This window comes from Pseudomonas sp. NPDC079367 (genome assembly GCF_044542195.1).
Taxonomy (GTDB): Bacteria; Pseudomonadota; Gammaproteobacteria; order Pseudomonadales; family Pseudomonadaceae; genus Aquipseudomonas.
The window spans coordinates 924,461-948,144 of the sequence record NZ_JBITTW010000001.1 but is presented as its reverse complement, the minus strand read 5'-3'; the positions used below and the strand labels follow the sequence as shown (position 1 = coordinate 948,144).

The 23,684-nt window shown below is 61.3% G+C and carries 20 protein-coding genes; 9 read left to right on the top strand and 11 right to left on the bottom strand.

Annotation, left to right across the window (positions count from 1 at the left end; all coding sequences use genetic code 11):
* Positions 1–2 precede the first annotated feature (2 nt).
* The gene (locus tag ACIGDJ_RS04200; protein WP_101159892.1) at positions 3–725 is read right to left on the bottom strand and encodes a pirin family protein; all 723 of its coding nucleotides are present in this window, start codon (positions 723–725) and stop codon (positions 3–5) included.
* Positions 726–943: 218 nt separating this feature from the next.
* Here ACIGDJ_RS04200 and ACIGDJ_RS04195 point away from each other — a divergent pair, with 218 nt between their 5' ends.
* Both ACIGDJ_RS04195 and ACIGDJ_RS04190 read left to right on the top strand, forming a co-directional pair.
* Positions 944–1,894, top strand: a complete 951-nt coding sequence (locus tag ACIGDJ_RS04195; protein ID WP_101159891.1) for a GlxA family transcriptional regulator — start codon at positions 944–946, stop codon at positions 1,892–1,894.
* 90 nt (positions 1,895–1,984) lie between these two features.
* On the top strand, positions 1,985–3,457 hold the full coding sequence (locus ACIGDJ_RS04190; RefSeq protein ID WP_313003319.1) for a winged helix-turn-helix domain-containing protein: 1,473 nt from the start codon (positions 1,985–1,987) through the stop codon (positions 3,455–3,457).
* Here ACIGDJ_RS04190 and ACIGDJ_RS04185 read toward each other — a convergent pair.
* Entirely contained in the window at positions 3,422–6,259 is a 2,838-nt protein-coding gene (locus ACIGDJ_RS04185) for an ATP-binding protein (RefSeq protein ID WP_397479031.1), read from the bottom strand. The two genes, ACIGDJ_RS04190 and ACIGDJ_RS04185, sit on opposite strands and share 36 nt — an antisense overlap.
* A gap of 134 nt (positions 6,260–6,393) precedes the next feature.
* Positions 6,394–6,825 (bottom strand): helix-turn-helix domain-containing protein, encoded by a 432-nt coding sequence (locus tag ACIGDJ_RS04180; protein ID WP_101159889.1) that lies wholly within the window; start codon positions 6,823–6,825, stop codon positions 6,394–6,396.
* A 348-nt stretch (positions 6,826–7,173) separates the two neighbouring features.
* Between ACIGDJ_RS04180 and ACIGDJ_RS04175 the strand changes: the two genes are divergently transcribed.
* From ACIGDJ_RS04175 to ycaC, 5 genes are all read left to right on the top strand, one after another.
* A complete protein-coding gene (locus ACIGDJ_RS04175) occupies positions 7,174–8,097 on the top strand; it encodes a LysR substrate-binding domain-containing protein (protein ID WP_313003308.1) in 924 nt (307 codons plus the stop codon).
* Positions 8,098–8,418: 321 nt separating this feature from the next.
* Complete coding sequence (locus ACIGDJ_RS04170; RefSeq protein WP_313003304.1) at positions 8,419–8,832, top strand: DoxX family protein; 414 nt, start codon at positions 8,419–8,421, stop codon at positions 8,830–8,832.
* On the top strand, positions 8,825–9,451 hold the full coding sequence (locus ACIGDJ_RS04165) for an antibiotic biosynthesis monooxygenase (RefSeq protein WP_101159885.1): 627 nt from the start codon (positions 8,825–8,827) through the stop codon (positions 9,449–9,451). Before ACIGDJ_RS04170 ends, ACIGDJ_RS04165 begins: the two co-directional genes overlap by 8 nt.
* A 41-nt stretch (positions 9,452–9,492) precedes the next feature.
* The gene (locus ACIGDJ_RS04160; protein ID WP_101159884.1) at positions 9,493–11,331 is read left to right on the top strand and encodes an amidohydrolase; all 1,839 of its coding nucleotides are present in this window, start codon (positions 9,493–9,495) and stop codon (positions 11,329–11,331) included.
* 69 nt (positions 11,332–11,400) lie between these two features.
* The gene (gene ycaC / locus ACIGDJ_RS04155; RefSeq protein WP_016774080.1) at positions 11,401–12,024 is read left to right on the top strand and encodes an isochorismate family cysteine hydrolase YcaC; all 624 of its coding nucleotides are present in this window, start codon (positions 11,401–11,403) and stop codon (positions 12,022–12,024) included.
* 46 nt (positions 12,025–12,070) lie between these two features.
* Here ycaC and ACIGDJ_RS04150 read toward each other — a convergent pair whose 3' ends face one another.
* Both ACIGDJ_RS04150 and ACIGDJ_RS04145 read right to left on the bottom strand, forming a co-directional pair.
* A complete protein-coding gene (locus tag ACIGDJ_RS04150) occupies positions 12,071–13,498 on the bottom strand; it encodes a mechanosensitive ion channel family protein (RefSeq protein ID WP_101159883.1) in 1,428 nt (475 codons plus the stop codon).
* A 108-nt stretch (positions 13,499–13,606) separates the two neighbouring features.
* Positions 13,607–14,626, bottom strand: a complete 1,020-nt coding sequence (locus ACIGDJ_RS04145) for an alpha/beta hydrolase (protein WP_397479032.1) — start codon at positions 14,624–14,626, stop codon at positions 13,607–13,609.
* Between the two features lie 233 nt (positions 14,627–14,859).
* On the opposite strand from ACIGDJ_RS04145, the gene ACIGDJ_RS04140 reads away from it, so the two are divergent.
* A complete protein-coding gene (locus tag ACIGDJ_RS04140) occupies positions 14,860–15,759 on the top strand; it encodes a LysR family transcriptional regulator (protein ID WP_313003281.1) in 900 nt (299 codons plus the stop codon).
* Positions 15,760–15,890: 131 nt separating this feature from the next.
* Positions 15,891–16,688, top strand: coding sequence for a methyltransferase domain-containing protein (locus ACIGDJ_RS04135; RefSeq protein WP_397479033.1), 798 nt, complete (start codon positions 15,891–15,893; stop codon positions 16,686–16,688).
* 136 nt (positions 16,689–16,824) lie between these two features.
* Here ACIGDJ_RS04135 and ACIGDJ_RS04130 read toward each other — a convergent pair whose 3' ends face one another.
* Genes ACIGDJ_RS04130 through ACIGDJ_RS04105 form a run of 6 tightly spaced genes read right to left on the bottom strand, consistent with a single transcriptional unit; the run spans position 16,825 to position 23,680 of the window.
* On the bottom strand, positions 16,825–17,517 hold the full coding sequence (locus ACIGDJ_RS04130) for an N-acetyltransferase (protein ID WP_397479034.1): 693 nt from the start codon (positions 17,515–17,517) through the stop codon (positions 16,825–16,827).
* The gene (locus ACIGDJ_RS04125; RefSeq protein ID WP_101159878.1) at positions 17,514–18,704 is read right to left on the bottom strand and encodes a GNAT family N-acetyltransferase; all 1,191 of its coding nucleotides are present in this window, start codon (positions 18,702–18,704) and stop codon (positions 17,514–17,516) included. Before ACIGDJ_RS04125 ends, ACIGDJ_RS04130 begins: the two co-directional genes overlap by 4 nt.
* Before the next feature lie 4 nt (positions 18,705–18,708).
* Positions 18,709–19,398 carry a GNAT family N-acetyltransferase gene (locus tag ACIGDJ_RS04120; protein ID WP_101159877.1) on the bottom strand — a complete coding sequence of 230 codons (690 nt, stop codon included), beginning with the start codon at positions 19,396–19,398 and terminating at the stop codon, positions 18,709–18,711.
* Between the two features lie 60 nt (positions 19,399–19,458).
* The gene (locus tag ACIGDJ_RS04115) at positions 19,459–21,378 is read right to left on the bottom strand and encodes a hypothetical protein (protein ID WP_397479035.1); all 1,920 of its coding nucleotides are present in this window, start codon (positions 21,376–21,378) and stop codon (positions 19,459–19,461) included.
* Positions 21,375–22,682 (bottom strand): oligosaccharide flippase family protein, encoded by a 1,308-nt coding sequence (locus ACIGDJ_RS04110; RefSeq protein ID WP_397479036.1) that lies wholly within the window; start codon positions 22,680–22,682, stop codon positions 21,375–21,377. Before ACIGDJ_RS04110 ends, ACIGDJ_RS04115 begins: the two co-directional genes overlap by 4 nt.
* On the bottom strand, positions 22,679–23,680 hold the full coding sequence (locus ACIGDJ_RS04105; RefSeq protein WP_101159874.1) for a polysaccharide deacetylase family protein: 1,002 nt from the start codon (positions 23,678–23,680) through the stop codon (positions 22,679–22,681). Before ACIGDJ_RS04105 ends, ACIGDJ_RS04110 begins: the two co-directional genes overlap by 4 nt.
* Positions 23,681–23,684: the final 4 nt, after the last annotated feature.

Sequence of the window (23,684 nt, the reverse complement as noted above, 5' to 3'; positions counted from 1 at the left end):
GGTCATGGCATTTCTGGCAACTCCTGTGGCCGCAAGTCGAACACCAGTACTTCGGCATCGACCCCATTGCTCAAGCTCAGCAGCTGCTCTTCACGAACCCGCACGCCGTCGCCTTCCTGCAACGCCTGGCCATTGAACTCGACGCTGCCGCGCGCAACGTGCACATAGGCGTAACGATTGGCCGGCAATTTCAGCGTGGCACTTTCCTTGCCGTCGAATAACCCCGCAAAGACGCGCGCATCCTGACGGACTTTCAGAGAACCGTTGCTCCCGTCCGGCGAGATGATCAGTTGCAGGCGACCACGTTTTTTCGCCGCGCTGAAGTGCTCCTGCTGATAGCGCGGTTTGGCACCGCTGACGTCCGGCACGATCCAGATTTGTAAAAAGTGCACGGGCTTGGTGGCTGAGTGGTTGAACTCACTGTGTGCCACGCCGCTGCCGGCGCTCATCAGTTGCACATCGCCGGGGCGGATCACCGAGCCAGTACCGAGGGTGTCCTTGTGTTCCAGCGCGCCTTCGAGCACATAGGAAAAGATCTCCATGTCACGGTGCGGATGCTGGCCGAAGCCTTTGCCGGCAGCGACACGGTCGTCGTTGATCACCAGCAGATCGGAGAATCCTTGTTCTCGCGGGTTGCGGTAATTGGCGAAAGAGAAGGTGTGAAACGACTTCAACCAGCCGTGATTGGCGAGGCCGCGGTCGGAGGCTTTGCGAAGTGTCAGCATGATGAAATCTCCTGGCGGGACGTGAATTCGTCCGAGTGAGGAGAAGGTTACTGGTTACCAGACAAGGCAATAAGTAGATGGAAATTGAAAGACTGTCCGGCTCAGGTTGACAGTTTTGCGCTATGGTTCACCCATTCGTGTGCGCTGATTAAGCCTGAGTTAGCCATAATGCCCCGGTTCAGCGTGCGTATTGATTCCCGAAATGTGTGATGCCTCCCATGAAAACCGTGGCAATGGTGCTGTTTCCTGACTTTCTGATGCTCGACATGGCCGGGCCGCTGGAAGTGTTTTCAGTCGCCAACCGTTATCTGAAACCTGATTTGCACTATCAATTGACGACGTTAGGCATCGAGCGCGGCCTGCTGAGAGCTTCCAATGGCGTGCAGGTGCAGGCTGATCTGCACATCGACGAAGCGGCCGAGCGCTATGACCTGTTATTGGTGCCCGGCGGGCCTGGCGCCTACAACCAGAGATTTCCCGGGCTGTTCGCCTGGTTGAACAACGCCGTACCGCGCGCCGAACGCTACGGTTCGATTTGCACTGGCGCCTTCATCCTCGGCCATGCCTGCCTGCTTGATGGCTATCGCGTCACCACGCACTGGAATTACACCGAACGCCTGATCAAAGCCTTTCCGAAAGCCACGGTGACCACCGATCAGATCTACGTCGAGGATCGTAATCTCATCACCTCGGGTGGCGTGACCGCCGGCATCGATCTCGCGCTGGCCGTAGTTGCCAAAGATCACGGCAAGAAGATCGCTCAGGACGTCGCCAAGGTCTTGTTGGTGGTCATGAAGCGCCAAGGCGGGCAGGCGCAGTTCAGTCCTTTGATGGCCGCAATCTCACCGCAAGAGACGCCAGTCACTCGCGTACAGAATTATGTGCTTGAGCACCTGGACGAGGCCTTCACCGTCGAGCGAATGGCGGGATTGGCAAATATGAGCGCACGGCACTTTGCTCGCCTGTTCGCCCGCGACATCAGCATGACGCCGATGGAGTTTTTGCAGAATGCCAGAATTGACTGCGCGCGAAACCTTTTGGAAACCAGTGATCTGCCGCTGAAGACAATTGCGTATAAAAGTGGCTTCGGCAGCGTCCGGCACATGCGCTCGCTGTTCGCCGAAAAGCTCGGCCTAACGCCGATACAATACCGGGAACAGTTCAGCTAGAGCGGTTCTGTCCGTCTGACGCAGCTGGATGTCCGTACTGCGTCGGCTGTGGCGGTTGTATCGTCACGCAAGAGTGCCAAGATGTCTGGCATGAATAATCACAACGACACCCACCCCGGCTCGGTGCTGCGATTTGGCCCTTACGTCTTTCACGTGCGCCAGCGTCTGGTTCTTGAAGGAGAGCAGCCGCTGCGCATGGGCGGGCGCGCCATGGATATTCTTCTGGTGCTGCTTGAGCACGCGGGCGAGGTAGTCAGTAAAGAGCAGTTGATTGCTCGTGTGTGGCCGACATCGATCGTTGAAGAGATCAACCTGCGGGTGCACATCGCAGCGTTGCGCCGCGCACTGGGCGACGGCACCAATGGGCAGCGTTACATCATTCACGTGGCGCATTGCGGCTACAGTTTTGTCGCCCCGGTGGAGCAGAACCCACGTGACGTGCTGCCCATGCCCGCCGCCGCGCTCAGGCCACTGCACAATCTTCCGGCACGACTGACCCCAGTCAGTGGGCGCGATGCCTTGGTCGGTAGTCTGGTTCGCCAAATGCCGGTGTGCCGCCTGATGACGATTACCGGTGCGCCAGGTGTCGGCAAAACCACGGTGGCGCTGCGCGTGGCAGAACTGCTGCTGCAATATTTTCGCGATGGCGCCTGGTGGGTCGACCTTGCCAGCCTTGAAGATGACCTGCCGCTGCTTGAGCAGCTGTTGCACGCCCTGAAGACAGATTTTTCAACACTGACGGGTCGCCACGCCTTGTTGCTACTGGATAACGGCGATCATCAGCGCGAGAGCTGCGCGGCTTTGGTCGAAACCCTGTTGCAGGCTGCGCCTCGCCTGTCGATTCTGGTGACCTGCCGAGAAGCCCTGCAAGTCGCGCAGGAGACCATCCAATACGTGCCGCTGTTGGCGATTCCCAAGCGCTCGACATTGAATACCGTTGAAGAGGCCATGAGCTATCCGGCGGTGCAGTTGTTCGTCAATCGCGCGCGGGCGCGGCAGCATGGCTTCAGCTTACGTCAACAGGATTTGCCAGGCGTGCGCGAGATCTGCCGTCAACTGGACGGTTTGCCACTGGCGCTCGAGCTCGCAGCGGCGCAGATCGACGCGCTGGGCTTGATCGGTTTGCAGGCCCAGGTTGAAAACGGACTGCAGTTGCTTGGCCAAGGCCGGCGCACCGCGGTGCCGCGCCATCAGTCGATGGGTGCTGCCATCGATTGGAGCGTTCAGCGCCTGACTGCAATGGAACAGCGTGTGCTGCTGCGTCTGTCGGTGTTCAGCATGGGCTTTACCCTTGAGGCCGCACTGAGTGTGATCAGCAGCGCGGATCTGGCTGGCTCCAGGCTCGTCGCGATAATCGAAGGTCTGGCGCGCAAATCGTTGCTGATTCAGCAACCCGTTCAAGCAACGCTCCGCTATTGGATGCTTAATACCGTGCGCCGCTATGCGCGTGATCAACTCGAGCGAACCGACGAGAGGCTCGAGCTGGAGCAGCGCCATGCGCGCTATCTCAGCCGAACGCGCAACGCGTCAGGCCGGACACTGGTCGCGCAGACGGTCGAGTAGCCGGCGCACTTTGCGCACGTCCGCAGTGGCGTAGCCTTCGGTGAAGCGCTGGTAGATCGGGGTGAGCAGATCCAGGGCTTCGCGCTGTCGGGACTGGCTTTGCCACAGTTCAGCGAGATTCGTGGCGCTGCGCAACTCCCAGGCCAGCGCGCCTTGGCTTCTGGCGATGGTCAAGGCTTGTTGCAGCGTTTGTTCGGCTTGCAGGATTTTGGTGGCGCCTGCGCGGGCCGATTCGCGAGCAGGTTCGAGAATCGGCTTCTCGGATTCCTTCAATAATGCCGCCGCGTGCGCGCGCAATATCTCCGCCGCGCTCCACCCCGCATCGCCATTGCGCGCCCGCTCCACCAGTGTTTCGTCGACAAAGCGTTCATCGAGCGTAACCATCACTTCCCGGATCAAACCGCTGCTCTGCGCTGACACAGGCGCGGCATTGTCCGGATCGATCACCTGCGCGTAGTGCCGGCCCCAGTTATTGAACAGCAATACCGAATGCTTCTGCGATTGCTCCAGCAGCAACTGCAGCAGAGCGCGGGCGTTGGCGCGGTCGCCGTTGTAATGGGCGATCAGACAACTGGCCAGCGCCAGGGTGTAGCAGATCGACGTTCCATGATTGATCTGCACGGCAATGTCCAGCGCCTGTCGTGCTGCGCGCCATGCCTGCTCGGGCAGACCCTGCAGCCACAGCACGCGAGCCAGCACCGTCAGCGAAGCAACACTCTGGTCGTATTGCACGCCAAAACCATGGGTGAAGCGATTGAGATGACCGCTGTGGGCCATGCGTTGCAGCACCTGCTCGGCGTGCACGCGTGCCTGCGGTTGGTCGCCGGCATAATGCAGGGCCAGCACCCGCAAGCGATGTGTGCTCAGTGACAGCAGTGGCTCGCCGTGCAGGCCGATGCGATCGAATTGCTCACTCTGGGCCAGCGCCGTGCGGTAATGCCCGCAACTCAGATTGACCGCCATGTGCCCGGACACCGCGCGCAGTTGTCCCGCCAAATCGCCGTGTTTCTCAGCCAATTGGCAGGCATCGACGAAGGCCTGGATGGTCTGTGGCGTGCCGCCCCAGGTGTGATAGCTGGCGCTGCCGAGCGCCAGTTTCAAGGCGATTTGCAGACGAGAGCAGGGCTCGGCGGTTTCCTCGAGCAGACTCAGTGCCCGACGCACATAACGGCTGTAATTGCGCAGCCGCGACAGCTCTTGCCACAACGGTGCTGAAGCGGCTGTCAGTTGTACACCCAGTTCATCTGGTCCCGGCCCGTTGAGGCTCCAATCCAGCGCCGCGCGCAGATCCTCCAGACCCCGGGCATAGCGCTCCATCCATAATACGGTCGGGGTATTGTCCCAATCCGCTTGCGCCTGCTGCATCAATGTCAGGCAGCGCTCGGCGTGGCGTTGGCGGGTTGCACTGAGCTCGTCGGCCTGTTCGAGTTTTTCCAGTGCGTAGTGGCGCGTGGTGTCGAGCAAACGGTAGAAAACATCTTCGTCGCCGACTTCGACGCTAAGCAGGGATTTGGCCACCAGTTGCGTGACAGCGCTGAACACCGCGCCGGGATCGATCTGCTGGCCGATGACCACTGCCGCCGCCGAGGCGAGGGTGAAGCTGCCGCGGAAAATGCCCAATCGCCGCAGGCAGGTTTGCTCGCAGGCATTGAGCAGGTTGAAGCTCCAGTCCATCGTCGCGCGCAGGGTCAAGTGGCGTTCGGCACTGCTGTGCTGTCCGGCCGACAATGGCGGCAGCCCTTTGCGCAATTGTTTGAGCAACCCGTCCATACCCAATTTGCTGACCTGAGCGGCGGCCAGTTCCAGCGCCAGCGGAATACCGTCCAGGCGCTGGCAGATCTCGATTGCTTGCGGCAACTGCGCAGGGCTCAGTTCAAAGCTTTCGCGGGCTGCAGTGGCGCGCTCGACAAACAGTTGCAGCGCAGCAAAACTCAGCGCCTCGCTCGGCGCCATCGACGTCGACATGGACGGACATTCGAGCGATTCCAGACGCAGCACGAACTCGCCCTCGGCGCGCAGGCTTTCTCGGCTGGTCGCGAGGATATGCACCTTGGGCGCGCCGCGCAGAATCTGCTCGCTGAGCGACGCGATCGCATCGATCAGGTGCTCGCAGTTATCAATCACCAGCAACATTTGTCGCTCACGCAAACCATCGACCAGACAACCCTGCGCATCGCCTTCGGGCGCAGATAGATCGAGCAGCGCCGCCAGATGCGTGCCGATCAGCGCGGGCTCGGCGATGGGTGCCAGATCCACCAGGCGGATGCCGTCGCGATACTGGCCGATCAATTGCTCGGCGACACGCAGGGCGACGGTGGTCTTGCCGATGCCGCCGGGGCCGACCAGGGTGATGCAGCGTCGGCGTGGCAGTTGCGCAATCAAATGATCGACGACCGGCTGGCGGCCAATCATCCGCGTACGGCGCAGCGGCAGATTGTGTCTGGCGACGGCAACCGCAGGTTTTTGTTCGAGGCTGTCGAGCAGGATCGGAGCGACAAAGCTGTAGCCACGTTGCGCGACCGTGACGATGTAGCGCTGGCCGTTCTGCCCGTCGCCCAGCGCCTTGCGCAGCGCCGCCATGTGCACGCGTAGATTGATGTCTTCAACGACACTGTCTGGCCAGACCCCGGCCATCAGTTGCTGCTTGCTCACCACTTCACCGGCGTGGGCCAGCAAAATCAGGAGGATGTCCATCGCCCGCCGTCCCAGGCGCAAAGGCTGTTGGCCTTCAAGTAGCAGTCGTTGCCCGGGATGAATCCGATAGGGGCCAAACGCAATGGCCTGATTCGGGGGAAAACTCAACAGCGCGCTCCTGCGGTGATGCGGCGGACAGGGCGAATCGGTGCCTGGCGCGTGCGCAGGCCGTCTGATCCGGGGTGTCCGGGCATAATCCTCAGGTTTGAGCATCAGTGCAACGGGTGGCGTAACGGCAGCAGTCAAAAAACCGCAGGCTGCGCGGCGCTGCTTTTCAGCTTGCCCATGGCTCGACAGCGCCAGGCGAAGGGGTTGATGCCCTCGCTGCGGGTGAACATGTGGCAGAAGTGCGCCTGATCGCAGAAGCCGCACTCCAGGCTGATCTGCGTCAGGCTGAGGTCGGTGTGCTGGATCAGCAACTTGGCCCGCGCCAGACGCTGGGCGCGAATCCAGTCCTGCGGCGACAGGCCGGTGCTGCATTTGAAGGCGCGGGAGAAATGACTGCGGGACAGTGAGCAGGCACGGGCCAGCTCAGCCACTTCGAGGCTTTCGCCCAAGCGGTCGAGGATCAACTGTTTGATGTGGCGTTCGCGCTGTGGACTGAGTCCGCCAGTCGCGTTTTTACGCGGTTCGCAGGCAGGGGCGAGGGCGACGGTTCGCTGTAGATAAGCCATGGCCAAGGTCCGTGTCGGTGGGGAAGGCATGGTCGGCGCATTCCCTCAGGTCAAAACAGCAACGCTGCGCAGAGGACTTCATTGTTGGGCCGTGGCGTGAGGCTGACGAGTTAATCGTTGTTAATTTCCCTGCTCAGGCTGGAACTCAGCACATCCTTGCAAGTCACCGCCCGCCGTTTTGCGCGACGATGTCGACAAAGCATGGCCGCCGTCGGCCAGGTACAAGGGGAATGCAATGACAAGCGGGAGTACGGCCCCTGCAAACGCGCGGCGAAAGTGCCGTTGATCGAGTAAAGTGCCCAGCGCCTGTGGCAAAAAGTGCCTGACACCGACAAGGAAACCACGCCCATGAACCGTAATGATCTGCGCCGCGTCGACATGAACCTGCTGGTGATTTTCGAAGCGCTGATGTTCGAAAAGAACCTGACCCGTGTGGCGGAAAAACTGTTCATGGGCCAGCCGGCGGTCAGTGCTGCACTGGGGCGTTTGCGTGATCTGTTCGACGACCCGTTGCTGCTGCGCAACGGTCGCGGCATGGAGCCGACAGCGCGGGCGCTGGCGATTCTCAAGGAGCTGCAACCGGCAATGGATGTGATTTCCGGGGCGGTCAGCCGCGCCAAGGAATTTGAACCGGCGAGCAGTTGCGACGTGTTCCGCATCGGTCTGTCGGATGACGCCGAGTTCGGTCTGTTTCCGCCGCTGTTGCGCCAGCTTCAGCTGGAGGCGCCGGGGATTGTCGTGGTGGTGCGCCGTGCCAATTATCTACTGATGCCGGCGCTGTTGGCCTCGGGAGAAATCTCAGTGGGCGTCAGCTACACCACGGATCTGCCGGCCAATGCCAAGCGCAAGAAGCTGCGCGACATCCCTTGCAAAGTGCTGCGCGGCGATGACCGTCCGGGGCCGCTGACGCTGGATGAATATTGCGAGCGGCCGCATGCGATGGTGTCGTTCTCTGGTGACCTGAGCGGCAATATCGACCTGGATCTGGCCAAGATCGGCCGATGCCGCCGCGTAGTGCTCGGTGTGCCGCAATTCAGCGGCTTGCGTGCCTTGCTCGCCGGTACCGAGATGATCGCCACCGTGCCGGATTACGCTGCCTGTGCCTTGGTCGAAGGCTGCGCCCTGCGCGCCGAAGACCCGCCGTTCCCGATCGATGCCGCGCAATTGTCGATGGCGTGGAGCGGGGTGCACGACAACGACCCGGCGGAGAAATGGCTACGCTCGCGCATCAGCCAGTTCATGGCGGCGCCGCTGGATATTCCGGCGCTTTAACCCATCGCGATCACACAACCACGTGGCAGCCTGCCAACTGAGTGCACGCCACCAACCCCTGTGGGAGCGGGCTTGCTCGCGGAATCGGTATGCCAGTCGCGGATGTGGCTGACCTGACGCCTCCGCGAGCAAGCTCACTCCCACATGGTTTTGGGCGGCCCGCCAATTGAGTGAATGCCATCAATTCCTGTGGGAGCTCCACCTTGTCTGTCGCTGGAGGCGGACTGTCCGTGGTCTGAAAAACAACTAAGCACACCCATCCAATTTCTCCCGCCCTGGTCTTGGCATGATTGCCGTCAATGACATTCAAGGGGTCGGGTCATGATGGGTTCGAGGGATGAACAGGCGCGCAACATCGGGTTGCTGTTTCTGCGGGTCAGCGGCGGGTTGTTTCTGTTGTGGGTGCACGGCTTGCCCAAGCTGCTGGACTTCACTGCGCAACTGCAACTGATCGAAGACCCGTTCCACCTCGGCGCCCACCTCACTCTCATCCTGGCGATTTTCGCTGAAGTCCTTTGCCCGTTGCTGATCATCGCCGGCGTGCTGGCGCGATTGGCCTGCTTGCCTATTCTCTTTGTGCTGCTCGTTGCGTTGCTGGTCGTGCATCCGCAATGGAGTGTGGCCGAAGGGCAGTTTGGCTGGTTGCTGTTGATTCTTTTCACCACTGTATTGATCGCCGGGCCGGGACGGCTGGCGATTCCTGTTCGTTTGCCCGGAGTGCTGCGTTATGCCTGAAGTCCTTAATCAACAAGCACTGGGGGCCGATGAGACCGTCACGTTGATCATCAAGCACTCGGTCAAGGCCGGTTTCGAATTGGCCTACGAAGCGTGGCTGCGCAACATCGTGCGCGTCGCCGGGCAACGCGAAGGGCATCTGGGTGTGGACGTGGTGCGCGGCAAGCGCGGGCGTCTGGATTTTTACACCTGCGTGCTGCGCTTCAGCTCCACCGAGGCCATGCAAGGCTGGCTGGGATCCGCCGAGCGTCAGGCGCTGATCGCCGAAGCCGCACCGATGCTGGCTGACGGTGATCAGACCGAGGTCGCACCGGTCAACGAGTTCTGGTTCACACCGCTGGCCGAAGCCGGCTCGCCGCCGCCGCGCTGGAAGCAGGCTGTTGTCACCCTGTTGGTGATTCTGCCGCATACCCTGCTGGTGCCGCTGATCTGGGGTCCGCTGCTGGCGCTGCATCCGATTCTTTCCAACTACGTGGTTGCCACGTTCCTGATCACCCTGACCATCGTTCTCTCGGTGGTCTACGTGGTCATGCCGCCGGTCACCCGTTTGTTCACCCCGTGGCTGGAAGCCAGCCAGGCCCATGAACACCTCGATTCCCAAGAAACCTCGCCGCGTTAACGCGGGGTTTGCTTCTTTTCACTTTTGCTTGAGGAACTGCGATGAGCGCCGATCTGATTTTATTCAATGGCCAATTTCATACCGTAGACCGCGAAAAACCACTGGCCAGTGCGGTGGCGATCAAGGATGGCCGCTTCGTCGCCGTCGGTAACGATGCCGAGGCCATGGCCCTCAAGGGCAGCGCCACGCAAGTGGTCGACATGAAGGGCCGCTGCGTCATCCCAGGCCTCAACGACTCGCACTTGCACCTGATTCGCGGCGGCTTGAACTACAACCTCGAACTGCGCTGGGAAGGCGTGCCGTCGCTCGCCGACGCGCTGCGCATGCTCAAGGATCAGGCCGATCGCACGCCGACCCCGCAATGGGTGCGCGTGGTCGGTGGCTGGAACGAATTCCAGTTCGCCGAAAAACGCATGCCGACCCTGGAAGAAATCAACCAGGCGGCGCCGGACACCCCGGTGTTCATCCTGCACCTCTACGACCGTGCACTGCTCAACCGCGCCGCACTGCGCGTCGCCGGTTACACCCGCGACACGCCGAACCCGCCGGGTGGCGAGATCGTCCGTGACAGTAATGGCAACCCGACCGGCATGCTGGTCGCGCGGCCGAATGCGATGATTCTCTACTCGACACTGGCGAAGGGGCCGAAGCTGCCGCTGGAATATCAGGTCAACTCGACCCGTCAGTTCATGCGCGAACTCAATCGCCTCGGCCTGACCAGTGCGATCGACGCCGGTGGTGGTTTCCAGAACTATCCGGATGATTACCAAGTGATCGAGCAACTGGCCAAAGACGACCAGTTGACCGTGCGCATCGCCTACAACCTGTTCACCCAGAAGCCGAAAGAAGAACTGACCGATTTCCAGAACTGGACCGGCAGCGTCAAGTTGCATCAGGGCGATGACTTCCTGCGCCACAACGGCGCCGGCGAGATGCTGGTGTTCTCCGCCGCCGACTTCGAAGACTTCCTCGAGCCGCGCCCGGACCTGCCGCAGACCATGGAACAGGAACTGGAACCGGTGGTGCGCCACCTCGTTGAGCAGCGCTGGCCGTTCCGTCTGCACGCCACGTACAACGAATCGATCAGCCGCATGCTCGACGTGTTCGAGAAGGTCAACCGCGACATTCCGTTCAACGGTCTGCCGTGGTTCTTCGACCACGCGGAAACCATCACCCCGCAAAACATTGAGCGCGTGAAGGCGTTGGGCGGCGGCATCGCGATTCAGGATCGCATGGCGTTTCAGGGCGAATACTTCGTCGATCGCTACGGCAAACAAGCCGCCGAAGCCACACCGCCGATCAAGCGCATGCTCGCTGAAGGTGTACCGGTTGGCGCCGGCACCGACGCCACCCGAGTGTCGAGCTACAACCCGTGGACCTCGCTGTACTGGATGGTCAGCGGCCGCACCGTTGGCGGTCTGGCGCTGTACGAAGAAGGTTTGCCACGCAGCACCGCACTGGAGCTGTTCACCCACGGCAGCGCCTGGTTCTCCTCGGAGCAGGGCAAGAAAGGCCAGATCCGCGTCGGCCAACTGGCGGACCTGGCAGCCCTCAGCGCCGACTTCTTCAGCGTTGAAGAGGAAGCGATCAAGTGGATCGAGTCGGTGATGACCGTGGTCGGCGGCAAGATTGTCTACGCCGCCGGCGACTTCGAAGACCTCGGCCCGCGTTCGATTCCGGTGCTGCCGGACTGGTCGCCCGTGGTCAAGGTTCCGGGCCATTGGCGCCCGAATTCGCCACTGCAGGCGCAGGTTCACCAGTGCAGCGGGCCGTGCGCGGTGCACACCCACAGCCACGAAAAAGCGCGGATGTCGAATGCGCCGGTCAGCGACTTCGCCGGTTTCTGGGGCGCGTTCGGCTGTTCCTGCTTCGCCTTCTGAGTTCGAAAAAAAGCGCCGGTCATCACGGCCGGCGCTTCAAGCAACAACCATCCCTCCAGGAGTTTTGCCATGAGCGTTCCTTACAAGCGTCTGAACAAAGATGATGCCGTCGTCCTGTTGGTCGATCACCAGACCGGCCTGATCTCGCTGGTGCAGGATTTCTCGCCGAACGAGTTCAAGAACAACGTGTTGGCACTGGGCGACATCGCCAAGTTCTTCAAGCTGCCGACCATTCTGACCACCAGTTTCGACGCAGGCCCCAACGGCCCGATCGTGCCTGAGCTGCTCGAGCAATTCCCCGACGCGCCGTTCATTCAGCGTCCTGGCCAGATCAATGCCTGGGACAACGAAGACTTCGTCAAAGCGATCAAGGCTACTGGCCGCAAGCAACTGATCATCGCCGGTGTGGTAACCGACGTTTGCGTAGCTTTCCCGACGCTGTCGGCGATTGCTGAAGGCTTCGAAGTGTTTGTTGTGACTGACTCGTCGGGCACCTTCAACACCACCGTGCAACAAGCCGCCTGGGCGCGGATGTCGGCCGCCGGTGCCCACCTGATGAACTGGTTCGCTGTGGCTTGCGAGCTGCAAGGTGACTGGCGCAACGATATGGAAGGTCTGGCGCATCTGCTGTCCGAGCGTTTGCCTAACTATCGCAACCTGATCAACAGCTACACCAAGTTCACTGCCAAGTAAGAAAATCAAAAGATCGCAGCCTGTTGCAGGCTGCGATCTTTTGCTGTTAGCGCTTCTGCAACCAACCCAAAAAACCTCCCTTCTTCACCGCCACCGGTTTGGCCATCAATGCGAGGCGACTGTTCTGCTGACGCACCGCCTGCAATTTGTTCAAGGCCCGGCCGACTTCGCTGCGCTTGTCCATGCACTCACGGGTCAACTGTTTGTCGAGACGATAGATGATGCTCGACGTCAGCGCCGTGAACGTCGCCTGCGACGGCGTATCGGCGAGAATGCTCTGCTCACCCATGACCTCGCTCGGCCCCATGCGCCCGGCCTCGGTCTGGCCGTTGCCATCCGGCACCGTCGCGCTGACCACACCCGTGGCGATCACGAACAGGCTGTCCGGCACTTCATCCAGGTCCAGCACTACCTGACCCGCCGTGTACTGTTGCGCGACCATCGACGCAGCCAGGCGATCGCGTTCGTCACTGCTCAGCGAGCGGAAAATCTTCACCTCATCCAGCAAGGCACGGGCGCGGCTCGACGGTTCGATCACGCCGTCGGGATGCCGAGAAATTCCCGCCGCTTCGAGATGGCGGTGGGCGAGGTCGAACAGTTGATTGCGCACTTCACTTTTTTTGCCGAGCTCGGCGATGAAACCGCTGGCGACGTATTCCGACATGGTTTCGCCGGCCTCTTTGAGCACGGCTTTCGGCGCGGGACTGAGCAGCAGCGAACTGCTGCCCTGCAAGGTCCGATCAAGGGCATCGAGCACCCGACGCGGACGAATATGGTTCGGTACTTGGATGCTGATCGACACCCCATGCATGTTGCTCGGACGGCTCAGGTTGACAATCTTTGCCTTGGCCGCCACCGAGTTCGGTACCACGGCCATGGTGCCGGCGCTGGTCAGCAGGTGCGTGGCGCGCCAGTCGATATCGAAGACCTTGCCTTCAACGCCGTCGATCATCACCAGGTCATCCACCTGATAGGGCTTGGTGGTGTTGAGGACGATGCCGGAGAACACGTCGGCGAGTGTGCTTTGCAGCGCCAGACCGACGACGATGGCGACCACCCCGGAAGTGGCCAGCAGACCTTTGACCGGCAGCTCCAGCACGTAGCCGGCGGCTGCGACAATCGCGACCAGAAACACCAGCGCGCCGATGACATCCTGCAGCAAGCGACCGCTGTGACCGATGCGGCGCATCAACGCCAGGCCGATCACCTCGGTCAGCACCCGTGCTGCGTACAGCCACCAGAGAATCCCCAGCGCCGTCGCCCCCAGTTGTGCCACGCGATCATCGCCGAACAGCGGCGCCTGCAACGGGCTGACACCGGCGTTGATCACCAGCGCGCTGAATGCCAGAAACAGCGCCAGACGCACGCCGACTCGCGGTGCGCGATGGCTGAAGGGCGAGAAATGCCAGAGTGCGGCGTCGAGCAGCAACAGTACGGCGCTCCAGGAGAGCAGGTGGGCGTAGAAAAGAGTCATGACCGGTACTCCGCGACGCTGGTGAGAAAAAAGATCGCAGCCTTCGGCGGCTCCTACAGGGAACCGTATTCCAGGGTAGGCGCTGCCGAAGGCTGCGATCTTTTGCTTTTATGGATTCAGATGAGTCTTCAGTTCAGCCGCAGCCTGACGCACCGCAGCCTTCACTTCTGGAATCTGGCTCAGCGGATTGAGCAGGCCGAAGTCATGAATCATCCCGTTGTAGCGCACCGAAGTCACCGGCACGCCAGCCGCATTCAAGTGCCGCGCATAGCCTTCGCCTTCGTCACGCAGCACGTCGAACTCGGCGGTCTGCACCAGCGCAGCGGGCAAGCCCCTGAGCTGTTCGGCGCTGGCGTTGAGTGGCGATGCGTGGATCTGCGCACGCTCGGCCGGGTTGGTGGTGTAGTTGTCCCAGAACCACTGCATCATGCCTTTGGTGAGAAAGTGACCCTCGGCAAATTGCTGGTACGAACCGTCATCGAACTGCGCATTGGTTACCGGCCACATCAACAGCTGAAAGCGCAGGGCCGGGGCTTTCTGTTCCTTGGCCATCAACGCCACGACTGCCGCCATGTTGCCGCCGACGCTGTTGCCGGCCACCGCCAGACGCTTGCCATCGACGCCGATGTCCTTGCCGTGCTCGGCCACCCATTTGGTTGCGGCATAAGCCTGATTGATCGCGGTCGGGTACTGCGCTTCCGGCGATGGTGTGTAGTCGACATACACCGCCACAGCGCCAGAGCCGACCACCAGATCACGGATCAGACGCTGGTGTGTCGGGAAGTCACCCAGCACCCAGCCGCCGCCGTGGAAGAACATGAACACCGGCAACTCGCCTTTGACCTTGGCCGGGCGCACCACTTTCAGGTTGATGGTCTGGCCATCGACCTTGATCGCCTTGTCGCTGACTTCCACGCCGGACAGATCAACCTTCACCGAAGCCTGGGCACCGGTCAGCACTGCACGGGCGTCTTTCGGGCTCAGTTGCTCCAGCGGACGACCGTCGCCGGCGGCGAGCGCATCGAGAAACGCCTGAGTGTTGTGTTCGACGCCAGGACTGCCAGCGGCGAAAGCGCTGCTGACGGACAGGGCAAGCAGGGACGCGGCGAGGGTTTTCTTGATGCTCATGTTCAATTCCATTTTTGAGTATTTATACGTTCGTGTAGGAGCTGCCGGAGGCTGCGATCTTTTGATCCTGTTTTGCCATTTCCAGCGTCACTGCAGATCAAGATCAAAAGATCGCAGCCTGCGGCAGTTCCTACCTGTTCAGGGTTGTTTTCAAACCGTGAGCACAGATTAATGGGCTGCTGAAAAGCGAAAAAGCGGCTATAAAGCGTTTAACTGTCCACCAGAGAGTGACAATGAACCCGTTCGAAGACATGCGTATTTTTTGCCAGGTCATGGACTCCGGCAGCTTCACCGCCGCGGCCGATCAGTTGGGCCTGTCCAAGCAGTTCGTCAGCCGTCGTTTGATGCAATTGGAAGAGCGCCTCGGTGTGCGTCTGTTGAACCGCTCGACACGGCGGCTCGACGTCACCCCATTGGGGCAGAGCTATTACGAATCGGCGCTACGTTTGCTCGGCGAGGTGGAGCAGGTCGAGCAGGGCATCGCCGGTGAAACCGCCGAGCCGCGCGGCACGATTCGTCTGAGCGCACCGCTGTCGTTCGCCGTAGCGCATCTGGGTTGTCTGTTGCCGTTGTTTTTGCAGCGTTATCGCGAGGTGACTGTCGAGGTCGACTTGAGCGATCGCCCGGTCGACCTGCTGGGCGAGGGCTACGACCTCGCCCTGCGCATCGGCGTGCTGGAAGACTCGACACTGATCGCCCGGCGCATCGCCAGCATCGAACGCGTCTACTGCGCCAGCCCCGCGTACCTTGCCGAACGCGGCACACCACGCAAACCCGAAGACCTGCACAGCCACGACTGCCTGCCGTACGGCCACGGGCGCTCGGTGCAATGGCGCTTCAACGAAGCGCCGGGCAAACCGGTGCTGGTCAACGTCACCGGACGCATGCGGGTGAACAACGGCGAACTGCTGCGGGACGCGGCGGTGCAGGGGATGGGGGTTACCTATCTGCCGACTTTCATTGTCGGTGCAGCGCTGAAGGACGGGCGGCTGATGCCTGTACTGGATGATTTACGTCCCGAGCCACTGACCTTATCGGCGGTGTATCCGCAGCATCGCCAGGCTTCGCGGCCGGTGCAGGCGCTGGTGGAGTTTTTGCGTGAGAAGCTTAATCAGAGCCACGTGAATCTTTGAGCCTTACGCTGACTAAGCTGTAGGAGCACAAAGTTCACGCAGGAACCGGCTTACATGTTTGCAACAACCGAAGTGACCAGGCTGATCTAGACTCGGATCCGCTCAATCAAGAGCCTCATCCGGAGTGCGCCATGGAAGTGCCCAACCCCAAAACCGCCGTCGAGAGCAATCGTCAGGCATGGAACGATTCCGCCCGTTATCATCAGGATTCGCCGGACTGGCAGATATTGCTCAGCGATGTCGTGCAGGCGGAGTTTTGCTGCCTCGACGATACCTTGCACAGCTTGCTGGACGTCGACGGCAAAGACGTAATCCAACTGGGCTGCAATAACGGTCGGGAAAGCCTGTCGCTGTTTGCGCTGGGTGCGCGCAGTGTCGTCGGCGTGGATCAATCGGCAGCCTTTCTCGCACAGGCCCGCGAGCTGAACAGTCGCTCGCCGCACACTGCCGAATTCGTCGAGAGCGACATCCACCATCTGCCCGCATCGCTGCATAACCGCTTCGACGTCGCCCTGATCACCATTGGGGTACTCAACTGGATGCCCGACATCGGCGAATTCTTTCGTCATGTCGCACCGGTGCTAAAGCCGGGCGGCAAACTGGTGATCTACGAAACCCATCCGTTTCTGGAGATGGTTGATCCCCAGGCTGAAGATCCGTTGCGCCTCGTCAGCTCGTATTTCCGTGCCGAGCCGTTTGTGCAGCAAGAACCGATCGTTTACGTAGGTACAGTCGAGCAGCCGGCGGCAAAGTCGTACTGGTTCGTGCATACGCTGGGGGCGATTTTCAGCGGCGCCATTGCAGCGGGGCTGAACATCGTGGACTTTCAGGAGTACGCGCATTCGAATCGGGAAGAGGTTTATGACTGCTACCTGAACCAGACGGCGCAGTTGCCGATGTGCTTTAGCCTGGTGGCGAGCAAGGCCTGAAACGCTGTATTGCGACGGCTGGTCTCTTCGCGAGCAGGCTCGCTCCCCCATTGGTTTCGCGTATGGCGACTGTCGAGTGTGGGAGCGAGCCTGCTCGCGATGGCGTATCAAAACCGCCGCAAATATTCAGCCTGAATCAAGCCTGCGCGGGCGCACTCACTACCGGTCTTTCCGGCTTGCGCAGCGCCTCAAGCCTTGATTCGCTGTAGCGCGTTTCGCGGAAGAAGCGCCAGTGGCCGAACAGGTCGTAAACATGGGTGATCCGCCCTTGTTCCTTGTAGCCCAGGCGCACATGCATCTTCAGAGCCGGGATATTGGCGTTGTCGCAGATATCTACGACTTTTTTGAACCCCCGGGCGTCCATGACTTGCCAAAGTGCGGTCTGTGCGTCAACGGTCAAGGTGCTGCCGAAATAGGGCCTGGCAATTTCGGCACCGAACTGGAAGTACTCACCGGGCTGGATCGTGAACGTGTAGCGGTAAAAGTGGCGATCGAAATAGTCGCGAGTGCTGGCCCAGACGAACCCGACGGTGTGCTCGTCCTGGTCCAGATACATGTGCCCCGTATGCCCTTCAGCGGCCAGTTCGGCCATGGTCTGCACGCGGTCACCAAAGTACTTGCCGAAGGCTTTGGCGTTGTCCTCGGTGATGTCGACTCTGCGCAAACCCTCACAGGGGCGCAGTTTGTTCGGGGCAATCGGTGTGACCAGATCGCGCTCCATCCAGAGCAATTCACGGTGAGCAAAAACGTAACGTTTGCCCAGCGCACCAAGGGTACGGCGCAGGCCTTTTTGTTTGATGCGCAGAAGCAGTTCTTCGATGACGTTCATGATGCTCTCCGAGGCGCTAGCCCAGGTGTGGGGGATGATGTTGCCGGTTGAATTGCAGTTGTATTTGTTGCCGTCGGGTTGCCCGCACGCTGTGCGCGCCTTTTTTGCAGGGCCGGTTTGACGCAGTACCAAAGACGTAGCCCCAGCCCCAGCAGCAAACCACTGGGGCGCCATGAGTAGAAGCTCCAGCGCCAGTGTTCCAGTTGCCCGGTCATGCGCTCGTGCAGTTGATGGCTGGAGTTTTCCAGACTGACCCGCGATGCATCGATCCAGTGCCATTGCTCGTCCAGGCCCCAGCGAATCCATTCCTCCAGCAGCACTCGACCGCTGCCCAGATCCGCATGCTGTGGCAGGAACGCAAGGTTGTAGTCGTAAAGTCGGCCCTGCTCGAGCAGGCCCAGCCGATAGCTGATGCAGCGGCCGTCCAGCTCCAGCGTCACGACGCGCACCAGCCCTTGAGCGGCGAGGGCGGTGAAAGCGCTTTGTATCCACTGACGACTGCGTTCGGTGGCGAAGATCCCGACGCCCTCGTCACCTTTCCAGCTGACCGACTCGACTTGCTCCAGCTCATGTAGAACCGCAGGCATCGACAGCGCATCGGGGGTGATTCGCCGAACCTGGGCGCCGCATGCAGCAATCCGCTTGCGCGCCCGACGCAGTTTGTAACGCGGGTCGCCGGAAACTTCCTGCTGGTCGGCGTCGCTGATCAGATGCACCGGTACCCGGCAACTCAGGCGCCGTTCAGCCGTGGAGCTACGCGCCATCCAATCGGTGAGGGCACTTTCTTCCCCGGCAGGTTCCGACAGTTCGTTGAGTTGCAGCAGCGCATGGGGCAGGCGCTGACGGATCAGCATCAGCGCATCGCGCATATCCTCTGCGCCGAGCAACGACAGCAGGGCCAACCGATCGGCCAGCGGATAACCCAAGTGGCGCAAGACGCGAAATGACACGCCCGCGAAGCGTTCGCGGCCCGACACCAAGGGCAGGCACAGGCGCAGTGATTCTGCTTCCCAGCCGAGCAGCATGTGCAGGCGCTGATCCCCGCCCAGCGCCTGCTCTGCCGCGCACAACCAGGCAAGGTTGTTGAACGGCGTGTGATCGGCTACGCGCACGCGCAGTGCTTCGTAGGCAGTTGCCGGAAAGTCGGCAGCGCACAGGGACGTACGCCATTCGAATCGCATCGCCATGGGTTCAGGCCGCCGTTGCTTTGACAGGTGGACGGGAAGTTTTGCGCAGCGCTGTCAAACGCGAACCGCTGTAGCGGGTTTCGCGGTAGAAGCGCCAGCGGCCAAACAGCGTGTAGATATTGGTGACCCGCTGTTGTTCGGTATAGCCCATGCGCAGGTGCAGCTTGAGCGCCGGGATGTTGCTCGAGTCACAAACATCAACCACTTTGCTGCAGCCTTGCCTGGCCATGGCTTTCCACAGGCGCACTTGCACATCGACCGACAATTCGGTACCCCAGTAGGCGCGAGCCATTTCGCCGCCGAACTCGAAGAACTCACCGGGTTTCACCGGGAACCGGCAACCGTAGTAATGCCGATCAACATAATCGCGCGGCGTGCCCCAGATAAACGCCACGGCATCGCCTTGCGCGTCGACATGCATATGCCCGGTGTGACCTTCATCGGCCAGCTCGGCCATGACCCCGACCCGGTCGCCGAAGTAACGGGTGAAGGCGCTGGCGTTGTCTGCGGTGATGTTCATTACCCGCAGCGGTGGATAAGGTTTGAGGCTATGCGGCGGCACGGGACTGACCAGATCACGCTCCATCCACAGCAATTGCCGATGGGCAAAAATGTACATTCTGCGGATCTTCGCCAAGGTCGCTCGCAGGCCTTTGCGACGAATATGTCCGCTGAGTTTTTGCAAGATATCCATGGTTTCATCTCCTGGTAAAAGTGCCGCGCGCAGCGTGATGCTCACGGGCAGAGGGGCGGTTCATGAAGCGTTCCAGTTCAGGGCAAACAGGGCTTGCCCGGGTAATTCGAAACGCACTCGCCCGTTTTCGCAGGTGAACGGTGCGTCGCGGGCGCGATTGTCAACGCCAAACAAACGCAGGGCGCCGTGGTTCAGCGGGCACTGGGCGCCGCTCAGATCAACGCGTTGCAGGCGTGTGCCTTTGTTCACCCCGAGCAAGGTGCGCTGTTCGTCGCCGGCCATCGCCAGCACATCCACTTCGAAAGCGTCGTTATCCAGTTGCAGCACGTGCGGCAACCAATGCCGGGCGATGAATTGCTGGGCCAGGCCCACCGGTTTCAGCTCGAAGCGATCGCCGCCCAATATGCGCACCATGCCCTTGGCGTAGGGCGGTTCATCGGCTGCCTGGAACCAGTTGAGCATGCTCAGCAAGCCGTCCTGCGAGGCGTTGATGACCACCGAGGTCCACCACAGTGCGGCGTAATGAGTTTCCTGGTCGTATGGGCTCAGGCTCGAGCCACTGGACAGGTTGGTCTGATCGAGCAGCAAGGCCTTGCGCGGCTGACCCTTTGCGTCGAGGCCGACCAGCTCCGCGGCACGGCGCACGCTGTCGCGGTAGACGCGAGTGGCGAGCAGGTCGCGGATCATCCATTCGTGCCAGGCCAACGCGTCAATCTGATCGGGCGCTTCACTGAGCAGACGCCGTGCCCAATCAATCCCGCGTTTGTCTGCGGCGTTATCGGCGAACGGGCCGTTGATCAGTCGTGAGCTGGCCGGCATGGCAATGCGCACACCGGCCCTGGCATTGGCCGGATCGCTGCGCACCTGGCGGGCCATGCTGACAAAAATCGCCCGATAATCCTCGTAGCTTGAATAGTTGAGGTTCGGCTCGTCGGCGAAGCCGATGTAATGCGTGCCGTGACCACTCAATGCGCGCGTGCTGGCGAGCCAGGCATCGAGGCCGTTGCTGCTTTGCACGTCGGCGCGCAGATTGGCCTGACGCCCGGTGCCGGCGAGCAGGGTGATGTCTTGGCGAATGCCGAAGCGCGTCTGATAGAGCTGACGAACCGGGTCTTCGACGCGAGCACTTTTCGACGTTATGTCAACGTAGCTGTAATAACTCGCCGCACTCGGTTTCAAGGCATCCAACGCGGCGTGACTAGTCGCGGGCGGCATGAGATTGGGCAGTGCGATGCCCAGATCCGGGGTGCGCCCGAGCACCTTGTCGTGCAGTGTCAGGCGGATCTGGCCCGACGCTTCACGCAATGGCTCAAGCTGCTGCGGGTTCTGCGCAAACAGGTTGGCCGTGCCGTCGAGCCAGAACGCTGCCTTGCCGCTGCCCAGCAGACGCAAGCGCCAGACCTGAGCCTGGTCGCTGACCGGCAAGGCCACTTGATCGAATTGCCAATAGGCGCGGTAGGGCTTGAGGGGCAGCGACAGCTGTTGTCCATCGTCCATGCGCTGCGCTTGCAGCGCGTTGACGCCGCCGTGGTATTTGCCGTTAAGCACCGCACGCTCGCCCGGTGCCACTTGGAAAAACAGCTCATCGCCACGGCGGGTTTCGACGCTGAAATGCACCTTGGCCGGACTGAACAGCGCCACGGTTTTATCGTCATGCTCGACGCGGTAACTGCGGAAACTGTAGCCGGGAATTTCCAGGCGATAAGCGGCAGCGCCCGGCACCAGTGGCCAGCGCTGCGAGCCGCGAACCTCACTGGCCTTGATGAACCGGTCACCTTGCAATCGGCCGTGGCCGTCGAGCAGGTAGATATGCTCTTCATTGGCCTCGGCCTGCCACGCCGGGACCCAGCGCACGGTGACTGTGTCCGGGTGATCGGCTTGCAGATACAGACTGCCGTCGCGGATGTCGCCCCACTGCATTGGCGCAGCGAAGGCGTTCAGCGTCAGGCCGAGTCCGAGCAGCAGGGCCAGGCGCTTCATGCGGCTTTCCTGCGGTGCAGCATCAGCCACATCGGGCTGAGGTCACCGGGCAGAATGAACAGCGTGTGCCAGAACGGTACGCCGCTCAGCCGGCAATACAGCACCAGCATCGCCAGGGTCACTGCCAGATAGGCAATCGAGGACGCCGCCGCTGCGCCGACGATGCCGTAGCTGGGGATCAGCAGCAGGTTCAGGCCCAGATTGAGCAGCGCACCCACCCCCATCATGAGCGAGACGCTGGCGGGGCGATTCTTGCCGATCAGGTCCAGGCGCAGAATGCTTGCGTAGCACAGGCCCAACAGCCCCGGCAGCAAAGCCAGCAGCGCCGGATACGCCGGTTGGTAGGCGACGCCGAACAGGGTGATGATCAGCCATTCGCCGATCAGCGCCATGGTGATGCAGGCGCAGAGCATTACCGTCGCGGTCAGGCGCAGCGCCAGCGGCGTGACCTTGTCCATGCCCTTGTCCTGTTGCAGCAGACGCTTCATCAACGGTGTGGTGACCGCTTCCGGAACGATCAGCAGCAGTTCGGCGGCGGCGCTGGCCATGGCGTAATGGCCGAGCGCACTGCTGCCCAGCAGGGCGCCGATAAACAAATAATCGGAGCGCAGAATCACTTGTTGAAACAGCAGGTCCGGATGGCTGCGCGCACTGAATCGCAGCAACTCGTTCTGGCTCGCCCGATCCCATTGCAACTGCAGCGGCTGTGCGCGTTTGAGCCACATCCACCCCACCAGCACCACCAGGCTGATACCGGCCAGCCAACTGATCAGCGCGGCTTCGAGTGCCGCCTCTTTCCACATCCAGAACAGCGCGACAAACAACAGCAGCGGCGCCAGCGATTCGATCAGACGCAGGACATTAAAGGCGACCACACCGCCCGAGGCGTTGTGCAAGGTCAGCAGGCCGCTTTTGAGCACCGTCAGCGGCACCGCCAGCAGCAACAGCCACGCCAGCAGACCGAGCTGCATCGTGACATCGAGTTCGCTGCCGAATTCTCGCGCCAGCGCCACCACCAGCAATGTCAGCAGCCCGGCCAGCAGGCAGCCGAACACCAACACCTGAGCGAGCAACAGCCCCATCGGCCGCTGGTTGGCCGCTTGATAACCGACTGCTGAATTCAAGCCGCCGCTGGTGGCCGCGCTGATCAGATCCGGCAGGGTGCTGAGCAGGGCGAACAAGCCGCGTTCACTCGGCCCGAGAATCCGCGCCAGCAACACATTGCGCAGCAGGCGCAAGGCGATCATCGCCAGTTTGGTGCCCATGCTCAGGGCCAGGTGCCTGATGTAGCTACCGCGACTCATGGCCGTGCCCCGCGAAAGATCCGTAACGACAGCAGTTCCGGATTGCGCGCGGTGCGCTGGCTGACGCCGAAGCGCGGCAGGTTCAGCGGATCGCCGGCGCCGCGATAAAGTCCGGTGGACGTGCCAAGCGCAAACGGATAGTCGTGATTGGCAACCTGCTCACGCACGCGCTCATCATTGTCACCGTTGGGGTAGCAATACACCGGCAAGGGCCGATTGCAGCCGTTTTGCAGGGCACCGCGGCTGCGGCTGATTTCTTCGTGCAAGCGACCGTCATCCAGCCCGGTGAGGATCGAATGACTGGCGCCGTGGGGGCCGAAGCGCACCAGACCGGATGCTTCCATGGCGCGCACCTGATGCCAGTCCAGCGCTTGCGGCAAGGAATCCGGCGGGCACTCATTGGTCAGACGTTCAAGCTCCTGCGGATCGAGGCTCTTCAGCCCTTGCAGATAATGCAGCAGGGCCAGGCTGCGCCGGTCGACGTCGATATCGTCGAGCAACACCGGCAGCGGATGACCGGTGATGCGCAGGTGCTCGATCAGGTGCATGCGCGCCTTTTCGCCATGGCTGCCCCACAGCGTTTCCCCGACGCTTTCCCACCAGAACCGTTGCCGGCTGCCAATGAAATCGGTGGAGAGAAAAATGCTCGCCGGCACTTGGTATTTCTGCAGCAGCGGATACGCGTTCACCGCGTTGTCACGCCAGCCATCATCGAAGGTCAGCGCCACGCGCGGGCGTTCGGTGCGCAGGGCGTTGGGCTGCAACAACTCCATCAGCGGCACGCAATCGAAATGCTTGCGCAGCCATATCAGCAAGTGTTCGAACGCCTGCGGGCCGACGCACAGTTCATTGCGGTGCGGCAGGTTGGCGGCACGGTCGTTGGCCAGCACCCGGTGGAGCATCAGGATGACCCCGGCCCCGTGCAACTGGCTGCGCCCCACTGACGAGTTGAGATAGAGCCAGCCGCTGGTGCGTTTGAGCAATTGTTTGATAGCCATGGCA

Bases quoted from the DNA above. Each gene is read 5' to 3' on its own strand.
- ACIGDJ_RS04200 (WP_101159892.1), bottom strand. From the start codon at position 725: ATGCTGACACTTCGCAAAGCCTCCGACCGCGGCCTCGCCAATCACGGC.
- ACIGDJ_RS04195 (WP_101159891.1), top strand. From the start codon at position 944: ATGAAAACCGTGGCAATGGTGCTGTTTCCTGACTTTCTGATGCTCGAC.
- ACIGDJ_RS04190 (WP_313003319.1), top strand. From the start codon at position 1,985: ATGAATAATCACAACGACACCCACCCCGGCTCGGTGCTGCGATTTGGC.
- ACIGDJ_RS04180 (WP_101159889.1), bottom strand. From the start codon at position 6,825: ATGGCTTATCTACAGCGAACCGTCGCCCTCGCCCCTGCCTGCGAACCG.
- ACIGDJ_RS04175 (WP_313003308.1), top strand. From the start codon at position 7,174: ATGAACCGTAATGATCTGCGCCGCGTCGACATGAACCTGCTGGTGATT.
- ACIGDJ_RS04170 (WP_313003304.1), top strand. From the start codon at position 8,419: ATGATGGGTTCGAGGGATGAACAGGCGCGCAACATCGGGTTGCTGTTT.
- ACIGDJ_RS04165 (WP_101159885.1), top strand. From the start codon at position 8,825: ATGCCTGAAGTCCTTAATCAACAAGCACTGGGGGCCGATGAGACCGTC.
- ACIGDJ_RS04160 (WP_101159884.1), top strand. From the start codon at position 9,493: ATGAGCGCCGATCTGATTTTATTCAATGGCCAATTTCATACCGTAGAC.
- ycaC (WP_016774080.1), top strand. From the start codon at position 11,401: ATGAGCGTTCCTTACAAGCGTCTGAACAAAGATGATGCCGTCGTCCTG.
- ACIGDJ_RS04150 (WP_101159883.1), bottom strand. From the start codon at position 13,498: ATGACTCTTTTCTACGCCCACCTGCTCTCCTGGAGCGCCGTACTGTTG.
- ACIGDJ_RS04145 (WP_397479032.1), bottom strand. From the start codon at position 14,626: ATGAGCATCAAGAAAACCCTCGCCGCGTCCCTGCTTGCCCTGTCCGTC.
- ACIGDJ_RS04140 (WP_313003281.1), top strand. From the start codon at position 14,860: ATGAACCCGTTCGAAGACATGCGTATTTTTTGCCAGGTCATGGACTCC.
- ACIGDJ_RS04135 (WP_397479033.1), top strand. From the start codon at position 15,891: ATGGAAGTGCCCAACCCCAAAACCGCCGTCGAGAGCAATCGTCAGGCA.
- ACIGDJ_RS04130 (WP_397479034.1), bottom strand. From the start codon at position 17,517: ATGAACGTCATCGAAGAACTGCTTCTGCGCATCAAACAAAAAGGCCTG.
- ACIGDJ_RS04125 (WP_101159878.1), bottom strand. From the start codon at position 18,704: ATGGCGATGCGATTCGAATGGCGTACGTCCCTGTGCGCTGCCGACTTT.
- ACIGDJ_RS04120 (WP_101159877.1), bottom strand. From the start codon at position 19,398: ATGGATATCTTGCAAAAACTCAGCGGACATATTCGTCGCAAAGGCCTG.
- ACIGDJ_RS04115 (WP_397479035.1), bottom strand. From the start codon at position 21,378: ATGAAGCGCCTGGCCCTGCTGCTCGGACTCGGCCTGACGCTGAACGCC.
- ACIGDJ_RS04110 (WP_397479036.1), bottom strand. From the start codon at position 22,682: ATGAGTCGCGGTAGCTACATCAGGCACCTGGCCCTGAGCATGGGCACC.
- ACIGDJ_RS04105 (WP_101159874.1), bottom strand. From the start codon at position 23,680: ATGGCTATCAAACAATTGCTCAAACGCACCAGCGGCTGGCTCTATCTC.